Source organism: Rathayibacter sp. AY1A3, assembly GCF_002930975.1.
In the GTDB taxonomy this organism is placed as follows: domain Bacteria; phylum Actinomycetota; class Actinomycetes; order Actinomycetales; family Microbacteriaceae; genus Rathayibacter.
This window is the reverse complement of record NZ_PSTO01000061.1, coordinates 1-10,690: the sequence shown is the minus strand read 5'-3', so window position 1 is coordinate 10,690 and position 10,690 is coordinate 1. Positions and strand designations below refer to the sequence as shown.

Below are 10,690 nucleotides of genomic sequence, written 5' to 3'. Positions count from 1 at the left end.
CCTCGACCGACGCGCCCGCCGAGGGCACCGCTCCCACCCCGCCCGGCCCGGGCCGGGCGGGGTGGGAGCGGTGCCCTCGGCGGGCGCGTCGGTCGAGGTGGAGTGCAGCGGGGTGGCGCTGGAGGTCGGCGTGCTCGACGGCGTCGCGGCGAACGCGGCGGTCGAGCCGAGCGCGACGAGTCCGAGGGCGCCGACAGCGATGCCGATGGTCAGGGCGCGCTTCTTCGGACGGCGCGGCCCGAAGCTCGAGCCCTTCTCGGCGGGGGTGGTCGACTCGGTCATGGGTGTCTCCTCGTTCCGGCCCGGTGCCGACCCCGTTCGGGATCGGTTGCGGCCGGTTCCATTTCAGATTCGAAGGCGAATCTGAAGCCGGACTTAAGAACAGACCCTCCACAGCAGACGCCGGGTGCGCCCCGATCCGCGGCCCCTAGGTTCGACCACATGCCCTCCTCCGCCCGTGTGCTCCTCATCGAGGACGACGACGCCATCCGCTCCTCCGTCGAGACCGCTTTGCGCAGCGAGCGCTTCACGGTCCGCGGTCTCGTCTCCGGCGAGGACCTCGCCCGCGAGCTGAGCACCTTCGCTCCGGACCTGGTGATCCTCGACTGGATGCTCCCCGGCCCGAGCGGCATCGTGCTCGCCGAGCGGATCCGCCGCAGCAGCGACGCGGCCGTGATCATGCTCACCGCCCGCGACGCCGTCGACGACCGCCTCCGCGGCTTCGACGAGGGCGTCGACGACTACGTGGTGAAGCCGTTCGTGCTCGCCGAGCTCGTCAAGCGCGTGACCGCCGTGCTGCGCCGCCGCGGCCGCATCCCGTCCGTCGTCGAGATCGGCGACCTCGTCGTCGACCCGGAGTCGGGCCGCGCCCGCCGCGGCGGCGTCGCCCTCGACCTCACCGCGACCGAGTTCCGCCTCCTCGCCTTCCTCGCCGGGAACCGCGGCCGCACCCTCACCAAGACCCAGATCCTCACGCAGGTCTGGGGCTACGACCACGTCGACCCGAACCTCGTCGAGGTGCACCTCAGCTCCCTCCGCAAGAAGATGGAGGCGCACGGCGACCGCCTCGTGCACACCGTCCGCGGCCTCGGCTACCGGGTGGAGGCGTGAGCCGCTCCCAGCCGGGCGCCCTGCGGACCGGCTCCCTCCGCCTCCGCACCGTCCTGGCCGTGCTCGCGCTGCTGGCCGTGCTGCTCCTGGCCCTCTCGGCGACGGTGCAGGCGGTGCTCGGCGAGCGCCTCCGCGACCAGATCGAGGAGCGGCTCCAGGACCGCGCCTCCGCCGCCGCCGCGCTGGTCGGCACGATCGCCGACGACGCCCTCGCCTCGCGACTCTCGGCGCAGGGCGTCTCGGTGCGGATCACGAGCCCCGAGGGCGAGGACGTCGTGGCCGGGCCGAGCCCGGAGCAGCTGCGACTGGGCCCGGGAGCCGCCGACCAGCTCGGAGAGCCGCCGTCGCCGCCCGGCACGAGCTCCTCCTCCGGAGCCGTCCCGCCCCGAGCCGCCTCCGCCGCCGTCACCGTCGTCTCGAGCAGCGTCGCCGCCGACGACGAGCTGATCACCCTCGAGTCGACCCTCAGCGACGGCACCCGACTCCAACTCACCAGCGAGGCCGGATCGGTGGGCAGCACCCTCGCGCAGCTGAACGGGATCCTGCTCGCCGCGTCGGCCGTGTTCCTCGTGCTGGCCGCCCTCGCGCTGATCGTCGTGGTCCGCGCGACCCTCCGGCCCCTCGAGCGGATGACCGACGTGGCCCGCGACATCGCGCACGGCGACCGCGGGCGGCGGCTGCGCCCCTCCCGTCCGCGGACCGAGCTCGGCCGCACCGCGACCGCGTTCGACGAGATGCTCGACGACCTCGAGCAGGCCGAGCGCAGCGCCCTCGCCGCCGAGGCGACGGCCCTCGCGGCGGAGCAGCGGATGCGCGCATTCGTCTCGGACGCCGCGCACGAGCTGCGGACGCCGGTCGCCGGCATCCAGGCCGCCGCCGACGCGCTCGTCCGCGGCGACGGCGGCGAGCAGGAGCGCGAGCGCCTCTCCGTGCACGTCGTGCGGGAGTCGCTGCGCGCGGGCCGCCTCATCCAGGACATGCTGCTGATGGCGCGGCTGGACGAGGGCCTGGCTCTGGAGTCGCGTCCGCTGGACCCCGCGGGCGTCGCCGAGGCCGCGATCGAGCGCCAGGAGCTGCGCCGCCCGGGCCTCGCGATCGACCTGCACCGGCCCGCCGAGCCGCTCCTGGTCAGCGCCGACGCCGACCGGCTGGCCCAGGTGCTCGGCAATCTCCTCGAGAACGGCGCCCGCTTCGCCCGCTCCCGGATCGACGTCGCCGTCGAGGCGGCCGCCGACTCCGTCACGATCACCGTCGACGACGACGGCCCCGGCATCGCCGAGGCCGACCGCGAGCGCGTCTTCGACCGCCTCGTCCGCCTCGACGACGCCCGCAACCGCGCCGACGGCGGCTCGGGCCTCGGCCTGCCGATCGCGCGCGGGCTGGCCCGGGCCCTCGGCGGCGACCTGGTGGCGCAGGCGGGACCGGTGGGAGCGCGGTTCCGCGTGACTCTGCCGCGCGCCCGCTGACCGGCAGGCCGCCGCAGGCCGCCCCGCTCCCCTTAGGCTCGACGGGCGCGCGGGCCCCGCTCCGCCCGAACGGCAGGAGTGGCTCCATGGACAAGGACGACGCGGAGCAGCGTGTCCGGCAGGCCCGGGACGAGGCCCCGAGGTTCGGGAGCGGTCCCCTGCTCGCCACCTTCACCGTCCGGCACCGCCGCGGACTCGACGTCGCCTTCGTGCTCGACGGCGCCGACGGCGACTTCCAGATCGGCATGGGCGCCGCGTCCGACGACTTCCGGAGCGTCCTCACCGTCGGGGTCGACCGCGAGGACGGCCGCATCCGCGGCGTCTCCAGCTGGACCGTCGACGGCCGCGAGGGCCGCGTGCCCGTGCGGATCCTGCACCGCTCCGCCACCGTGATCATCGTGGAGGCCGCTCCCCTCCCCCTCGACCGGCGCCCGTCCTCGCTCAAGTGCTGGTCCTTCCTCCGCCGGGCCTCCGCCGACCACCACTCCGACGTGCTCGGCTTCGTGTCCCCCGAACTGGCCGACCTCCCCCCGGTCCGACTCCTCACCGATCCGCGGGCGCGGCGCGGGCGCTGAGCCGGCCTCTCGCGCGAGGGGACGGATCCCCGCCCGACCCGCAGGCGCCGGTGGGATCATGCGCTGACGTGATCCCGCCCGGAGGTCCGCCCGGCCCGGAGGAGCGCTCGTGACGCAGGAGGTGCAGTCGACCCGGCTGCGGTCGCTCGGGAGCGAGGCGTTCTTCGGGGCGACGGTGGTCGTCGCGGCGGCGTGGTCGGGCGCTCGGGCCTACCAGCTCTACGGAGGGTGGGGCGTGGTGCTCGCTGTGGCCGCGGTGATCGTCGCGGGGCTCGGCTTCGGGCTCCGGCGGCGCGTGGAGGAGCGGTGGTCACGGCCGAGCCTCGAGAGGCTGCGGGCCGAGCATCCGGACGGCGGCGTCACCGCGGTGCTGAACACTCCGGAGACGCTGGCCTCGCTGCGGACGCTCGCGGTCGCCGGAGCCGCGGTCGACCTCCCCGCGCTGCGCGCGGCGAAGCCGGACCCCGTGCTGCTGGCCGTCGTCACCGCGAGGGCGCTCTCGCTGTTCCGTGCCGACGCGGACCTCTCGCCGATAGCGTTCCTACCCCTCACCGCTGGGGACGCCCCCGAGTCGGTGACGGGCTACCACCACGGTCACGCGCTCGCGGCTCCCGTTCTCACGGTCCGGCAGCAGGGGACGGAGCAGCGGCTCGCCCTCTTCCCCGCCCGAGCCTGAGACGCGGCTCAGCCCGCACCCATGCCTACGATCACCGATCGCGCAAGCACCTGCTCGCGGGGCGCCCGCACGTCAGCATGAGCGGGATGGACACGATCGAGGAGGCGGGCGCCTGGGCGCGCGCTCTGGTGCGCCGCGAGTTCGGCGTCGGCCTCGTCGACCTGGAGCCCGTCGTCGGCGGACTCGACCACGGAGCGCGCGTCTGGTGCGCGGCCGACGGCTCCGGGGCGCTGTGGAGCGTCAAGGCGTCGGCCCGCGACGGGCGCTTCGGACTCGCGCTCTCGGCGTCGCTGGGAGAGGCGGGGGTGCCGGGCGTCGCGGCGCCGCACCGCGCCTCCGACGGGCGCCCCTGGGCGGAGGACCGGGGGCTGCGGGTCTCGGTCGCGCCGTGGATCCTCGGCGAGGACGCGGTCGACTCCGGCGAGGACGCCCTCGACTGGGAGGGGTTCGGCGCGGTCCTGCGCTCCGTGCACGACGCCGAGCCGCCGACCCTCGCGCCTCCCGTGCGGCGGGGAATCCGCCGCGTCCGCCGTCCGCTCGCCGACCTCCTCGCCGAGACCGACGAGAGGATCGACGCGCAGCCGGAGTTCCGCCCCCGCCTCACCGCGCTCTGGCGCGGGAACCGCTCCCGCCTCGACGCCCTCGCCGGCGCTGAGCGACGGCTGAAGCGCGCCCGCACGCCCACCTCCCGCGTGCCCCTCCACGGCGACCCGCATCCCGGCAACGTCGTCATCGACGAGAGCGGCCGCCCCTGGCTGATCGACTTCGACGAGGCCACCGTCGCCCCGCGGGAGGCCGACCTGCTCCTGATCGAGCTGGGAGTCATCTACTCGCGGCCGATCAGCGACGTGCAGCGCTCGGCGTTCCGCGCGGGCTACGGCGAGGCCCTGATCGACGACGAGCGGATCATCCGCTTCGGCTGCGTCCGCGCGGTCGAGGACGTGGCCGCCACTGTCGCGCTGGCCCTCGCCGACCCGGAGCCGGAGGAGCGCGAGGCCGCTCCCGTGCCCGCCTCCCGCCTCGGCCGCGCCGCCTCGGCGCTGCCCGTCCCCACTCCGCTCGACCTGCTCGCCGGCCAGCTCGGCCCGCACGGCCTCGTCTCGCTCGTCGAGACCGCCCTCCGCCGCCCCGCCTGACGCGGCCCTCCGACCCCGCCCCCGTCCGACCCTTCACAGCAGGAGACCACCCATGCGCAGACGATTCATCCCTCTCGCCGCCGTCCTGGCGTCGACCGCCGCCCTCACCGGCTGCAGCGGCTTCGGAGGAGGAGGCGGCGGTTCGGCCGACGCCGACTCGATCACCTTCACCACCTGGGCCAGCGAGTCCGAGCAGGCGGCCTTCGAGTCGCTGATCACCGACTTCGAGGCCGAGCACGCGGGGGCGAGCGTCGAGCTCAACGTCGTCCCCTACGACCAGATGTTCAGCAACATCGACGCGCAGCTGTCGTCGGGCGAGGCCCCCGACGTGTTCCGCGTCGACTACGGCAACCTCGGCGTCTACTCCAGCCAGGAGCAGCTGCTCGACCTGACCGACCGGATCGACGACTTCGACTCCTTCACGCCCGCGTTCCAGGAGGCCGTCTCCTTCGAGGGGAAGCCCTACGGCGTCCCGCACCAGACCGACGTGTCGGCGCTGCTGGTGAACACGCAGCTGCTCGCGGCGGCCGGCATCACCGACGTGCCGACCACCGCCGACGAGGCGTGGACCTGGGAGGAGTTCGCCGACGCCTCCGCGAAGCTGCGCGCGAGCCTGCCCGCCGAGCAGTACCCGTTCGTCTACAACTGGCAGCTCGGCGGCACGCCCCGCTGGCTGAGCTGGCTGTTCGAGGCCGACGGCACGCTGCTGGAGGAGGACGGCACCACTCCGGCGATCGACTCGGCCGCGGGCGCGAAGGCCCTGGACTTCACGAAGAGCTTCTTCGACAACGACTGGGTCCCGCCGACCAGCTCGGTGAAGTCCGCCACCTACGCCGACTCCTTCTTCACGGAGCAGACCGCGGCGATGGCGTTCGCCGGGTCCTTCCTGGTGCCGGACATCGACGACCTCGCCGACTTCGAGTGGACCGCCACGCCGATGCCCGTCGACGAGCGCGGCGCGACCGACCTCGGCGGCAACGCCCTCGTCGCCACGGCCGACACCGACAACCCCGAGCTCGCGACCGAATTCCTCTCGTTCATGACGCAGGCCGACACCATGGCCGAGTTCTGCGCCGCGACGAACGAGCTGCCCACGCGGTCCGACATCGACCCCGCGTCGATCGACTTCGCGGTGCGCCCGGACGTGATGCCCGTGTTCGTCGAGCAGGCCGCGACGATCACCCCGCGGGACGTGCAGCAGCTCACCTCGCCGTTCCTCGCGAAGATCTCGGTCGCGATGCAGGACCAGCTCGAGGAGGCGTTCGTCGGCGGACGCAGCACCGAGGAGACCCTCTCCGGCCTCGACGCGGCCATCCAGCAGGCGACCAGCTGATGACCGCCACCACCCTCCGCGGCCGGGCGGGCTCCTCCGCCCGGCCGCGGTCGGCCCGCAGGCGCGAGGCCCTCGCCGGCTTCGGCTTCGTCGGCCCGAACCTGCTCCTGATGGCGCTGTTCCTGTTCGTGCCGATCCTCTGGGCGATCCAGCTCTCGTTCCAGGAGTCTCGCGGCTTCGGCACGCCCGAGTGGGTCGGCTTCGCGAACTACCTGCGGATGGGCGCCGACCCGGTGTTCTGGCAGAGCCTGGGCAACACGCTCCTCTTCACCGCGGTCACCGTGCCGCTCGAGCTCGCCGGCGGCCTCGGCCTGGCCGTGCTGCTCAACTCCGTGCTGCCCGCGCGCGGGATCTTCCGCACGGTGATCGTGCTGCCCCTGGTGATCTCGGGCGTCGCCTCCGGGATGATCGCGGTCACGATCTTCAGCGAGTCCTCGGGCATCGTGAACAAGGTGCTGAGCTCGCTGGGCGCCTCGCCGGTCGCGTGGCAGTCGGACGGCTCCGCGGCGATGATCTCGGTGATGCTGACCGCGGTGTGGCTGCGGATCGGCTTCAACATGGTGATCTACCTGGCGGGCCTGCAGAGCGTCTCGCCCGAGCTCTACGAGGCCGCGCGGATCGACGGAGCGACGCGCTGGCAGCAGTTCCGCGCACTGACGGTGCCGCTGGTCGGCCCGTCCACCTTCTTCCTGCTGATCATGAACGTGATCGCCTCGTTCCAGGTCTTCGACATCGTCTTCGTGATGACGGGCGGCGGCCCCGGCTTCTCCACGTCGGTGCTCGGCACATACGCGTACCGCAACGGCTTCCAGGTCCGAGAGCAGGGCTACGGCGCCGCGCTCGGCGTCGTCATCCTGCTGGTCTCCCTCGCCTTCACCTACCTGCAGTGGCGCACGAGCCGCACGCGCGACCTCGTCGACTAGGAGCCCTCATGTCGTCCTCCACCGTCACCACGCCCGCCGCGGTCGCCGCGGCCACCGCCCGCGAGACCCCGCGACGGCGCCCCTCCCGCCGCGACGGCTCCCGCTCCGGACTCGTCGTCCGCCTCGTCGTCGCGATCGTCGCCTCGGCGGTCGTGTTCTTCCCGCTGTACTGGATGCTCGTCATCGCCTTCTCGCCGCGCGGCGAGGTGTTCGCGCCCGGCCCGCCCCGCTTCTGGCCGAGCGAGATCTCGTTCGAGAACTTCGCGACGGTGTTCGCGCGCTTCCCCGTGGGCGAGTGGTTCGTCAACTCGGTCGTGATCGGGGTGTTCGTCACGGTGTTCACCGTCGTGGTGAACCTGCTGGCCGGCTGGGGCTTCGCGCGGCTGCGCTTCCCCGGGCGGAACCTGCTGTTCCTGCTCGCACTGGCCACGATGATGATCCCGGTGCAGGCGATCATGGTCGCGCAGTTCAAGCTCGTGACCGGACTGCAGATCTACGGCACCTACTGGTCGGTGATCCTGCCCGGAGCAGCGGCGGCCTTCGGGATCTTCCTCGCCCGGCAGTTCTTCCTCTCCATCCCGGAGGAGCTGATCGAGGCGGCGCGGATCGACGGCGCCGGCCACCTGCGGGTGTTCCTGCAGATCGTGCTGCCGCTCTCGAAGCCGCTGATCGCCGTCCTGATCCTGCTGACTCTGCTCGGCAGCTGGAACGACTTCGCCTGGCCGCTGATCGCCCTGAAGGACAACGAGCTGTTCACGCTGCCGATCGGCCTGCTCTACCTCAAGGGCCAGTCGACGCCGGACTACAGCGCGAGCATGGCGCTGGCGCTGGTGTCGGTGCTGCCGATGGTGCTGCTGTTCCTGTGCTTCCAGCGCTACTTCGTGCAGGGGTTCGCGCGCAGCGGCATCCGGTGAGGGCGGGCAGAGGCACGGGCGGAGGCACGGGCGGAGGCACGGGCGGCGTGGAGCGGTCGCCGCGGCGGGACACTCCTGACCGGACGGGGCAGGAGCGGACGTGGACGGAGAGGACAGAGCAGGGCCGGAGAGGACGGGGCAGGAGAGTGCCGACGGACGCTGCGGGCGGCGGGCGGCGGACAACGTGAACCACGTGGAGGTCGTCCGGTCGTGATCTCCCGAGTTCGACGGCTCTCCTGCGCGGCGGGGGCGTCCGCCAGCCGGAGCGGGACGGGAGCGGACCGGGACGCGGGCGGACCGGGACGCGGGCGGACCGGGACGCGGTGGCCGACGCCCCGAAGCGCCGAAGCACGACGGGACACGGGGCTCGAGGCTCGGAGCTCCGGGACACGGGGCTCGGGGCTCGGAACTCGGAACTCGAGGCTCGACGAAGCGCCAACGTGCCGACGGACCTCGCGGCGCCGGAGATGCGAGAGCGCGAGGGCGCCTGGTCGTGTCCAGGCACGGCGCTTCACCGCCTCGCGTCCGACGGAGTGTCGGATCGCCCGGCAGGTCGGGCTGCGGATCAGAACGGCGGAGACGCGTCCACGAACCGCGGCCGCGTCGGCGACAGCAGCGATGGCGACGGTCGAGGTGACGACGGTCGCGATGACCTCAGCTGCGATGACGAGGATCGTGGTGACAGCGGGTGCGGGTGCGGCTGCTGCTCCGGCTGCGGCTCCGGCTCCGGTTCTTGCGCCGACTGCGGCGTCGGTCGTCGCGTGGGCGGCAGCGGAGCCCCGGGCAGCGCCCGCGGTCGGTCGGTGATCCGACGGCCGGTGGGGGTCGTCCAGACGACGGTGCCGTCCGGATGGAGGGCGTAGGTCCAGCGGTCGCCGTGGCGGACGTGGTGGTGCGCGACGCAGAGCGAGGCCAGGTTGCCGAGGGCGGTCTCGCCTCCGTTCCGCCACTCGAGGGTGTGGTCGGCCTCGGCCGTCGAGGACGAGCGGGTGCAGCCGGGGAACCGGCAGGTCCGGTCGCGCAGCTGCAGCTGGAGGCGCATCCGAGGGGGCGGGACGCGGAGGGTCCTGCCGACCGACGTCACCACTCCCGTGTCCGGATCGGTCAGCACCCGCGTGAAGGTGGCCGCCGTGCGGACGAGCTCCCGGGCGACGTCGGCGGGGACGAGACCGTAGCCGTCGAGTTCGGCCGGCGCGTCGTCGAGGCCGACGGCGGTGCTGGCGGCCAGGGTGAGGCGCACGTCGGCGCGGACTCCGGAGACCGAGGCGTGGATTCCGGAGCCCGAGGCACGGACGGCGCTCGCTCCTTCTCCCGAGGATCCGTCTGCGGAGATGTCGCCGTCGATGAGCAGATCGACGAGCGCGTCGGCCCGCAGCTGCGCGAGCGTCCGGCCGTCGCCGAGGGAGATGTCAGCGTCTCCACCGGCGCCGCCACCCGTCTCCGCGCCGAGCCCGGCACCGGCACCAGCACCAGCACCAGCACCAGCACCAGCACCAGCACCAGCACCAGCACCAGCGTCCGTTCCCGCACCGACTGCTACCCGGGCATCGCCACGGGCACCAGCACCGCTCTGTGCAGTCGCACTCGCACTCGCACTCGCACTCGCACTCGCACTCGCACCTGCACCTGCACCTGCACCTGCACCTGCACCTGCACCGAACCCGATCCTCGCCGCGTCCGCCCCGTCGCGGAGCGAGCGGGCGATCCGGTCGAGACGGTTGTAGGCGCCGACCGCGACCGGGGCCGGCAGCAGGGCACAGAGCGTGGCCATGCCGTCGGCCTCGGCGCCGAGCCACACGCTGCGGTCCTCGCGGGCGCGGGCGTGGCGTTCGGTGAACGGCTGCTCGTGCAGCTCGTCGCGCAACCGCGCCACGGTCCGGCGGAGCTGGGTGGGCGTCTGCGTGAGCGCCGCGGCGGCCGCCCGCTCGTCGAAGGGCGCGCGCGACGGAGCGGGGAGGGTCGCGGCGGCGGCGCAGACGACCTCGCCGGCCTCCCAGAGGATCCGGGCCTCGGCCAGGAGGGTGCGGGTCTCTGGGAGGTCCTCGATGAGGAGCCGAGCGTGCTCGAGACGCCGAGACGCCGCGCGCTCCGACATCCCGAGCGCAGTCGCGAACTCGGCTCGGATCGAGCGCTCCACGAGGTCTCCCGCCTCGCTCCGGGAGAGACGACTCCCCCGCGCGAACGACTCCGGCACGAGCAGCGCCGCCCGGTACGCCGTGTGCAGGGCGACCGCCCCCGCGAGCAGCACCGGTGCCGAGGAGCGGGCGAGCCCCGTCGCGAGACCGGCGAGCGCGCGCACCGCGTCGAGCGTCCGCGCCGTCTCGCCCGCCTGCACCGCCTCGACCGCCTGCACCGCGTCACCCGAATTTGTCATACCTGTATTGAATCAGCGACCACCGACATCGGGCCGGGGCCCATGACCAGGATCGGGACAACGGAGCCGGTACCCCGCCTGTGGAGGGACGGACCGCCGGCGAGCGCGGGCTCGCACACCGCTGTCCGCGCGATTCCTGAGCCGAGCCACCAGCCCGCGCTCGCCGGCGGTCCGTCCCTCCAC

General features: G+C 73.7%; 9 protein-coding genes and 1 pseudogene. 8 read left to right on the top strand and 2 right to left on the bottom strand.

The genetic code is table 11. From position 1 onward, the window contains the following. Window positions 1-282, bottom strand: a pseudogene (locus C5C10_RS17025) (hypothetical protein); the annotation flags it as partial. 159 nt (window positions 283-441) lie between these two features. On the opposite strand from C5C10_RS17025, the gene C5C10_RS17020 reads away from it, so the two are divergent. The 8 genes from C5C10_RS17020 (at window position 442) to C5C10_RS16985 (ending at window position 8,133) form a co-directional block, all read left to right on the top strand. Then, window positions 442-1,110: a response regulator transcription factor gene (locus tag C5C10_RS17020; RefSeq protein WP_104225192.1), complete on the top strand. Its 669-nt coding sequence runs from the start codon at window positions 442-444 to the stop codon at window positions 1,108-1,110. Further along, the gene (locus tag C5C10_RS17015) at window positions 1,107-2,576 is read left to right on the top strand and encodes a cell wall metabolism sensor histidine kinase WalK (RefSeq protein WP_104329851.1); all 1,470 of its coding nucleotides are present in this window, start codon (window positions 1,107-1,109) and stop codon (window positions 2,574-2,576) included. Before C5C10_RS17020 ends, C5C10_RS17015 begins: the two co-directional genes overlap by 4 nt. 86 nt (window positions 2,577-2,662) lie before the next feature. Further along, window positions 2,663-3,151 (top strand): hypothetical protein, encoded by a 489-nt coding sequence (locus tag C5C10_RS17010; protein WP_104329850.1) that lies wholly within the window; start codon window positions 2,663-2,665, stop codon window positions 3,149-3,151. Window positions 3,152-3,260: 109 nt separating this feature from the next. Next, entirely contained in the window at window positions 3,261-3,827 is a 567-nt protein-coding gene (locus C5C10_RS17005; protein WP_104256642.1) for a hypothetical protein, read from the top strand. Between the two features lie 86 nt (window positions 3,828-3,913). Further along, the gene (locus tag C5C10_RS17000; protein ID WP_104297924.1) at window positions 3,914-4,963 is read left to right on the top strand and encodes an aminoglycoside phosphotransferase family protein; all 1,050 of its coding nucleotides are present in this window, start codon (window positions 3,914-3,916) and stop codon (window positions 4,961-4,963) included. A 52-nt stretch (window positions 4,964-5,015) separates the two neighbouring features. Beyond that, the gene (locus C5C10_RS16995; protein ID WP_258060636.1) at window positions 5,016-6,296 is read left to right on the top strand and encodes a sugar ABC transporter substrate-binding protein; all 1,281 of its coding nucleotides are present in this window, start codon (window positions 5,016-5,018) and stop codon (window positions 6,294-6,296) included. After that, entirely contained in the window at window positions 6,296-7,219 is a 924-nt protein-coding gene (locus tag C5C10_RS16990) for a carbohydrate ABC transporter permease (protein WP_104239656.1), read from the top strand. The genes C5C10_RS16995 and C5C10_RS16990 overlap by 1 nt, the downstream gene beginning before the upstream one ends. Window positions 7,220-7,227: 8 nt before the next feature. Beyond that, window positions 7,228-8,133: a carbohydrate ABC transporter permease gene (locus C5C10_RS16985; protein WP_104234603.1), complete on the top strand. Its 906-nt coding sequence runs from the start codon at window positions 7,228-7,230 to the stop codon at window positions 8,131-8,133. A 565-nt stretch (window positions 8,134-8,698) separates the two neighbouring features. Here C5C10_RS16985 and C5C10_RS16980 read toward each other — a convergent pair. Next, window positions 8,699-10,507 (bottom strand): HNH endonuclease signature motif containing protein, encoded by a 1,809-nt coding sequence (locus C5C10_RS16980; RefSeq protein ID WP_104329848.1) that lies wholly within the window; start codon window positions 10,505-10,507, stop codon window positions 8,699-8,701. Window positions 10,508-10,690: the final 183 nt, after the last annotated feature.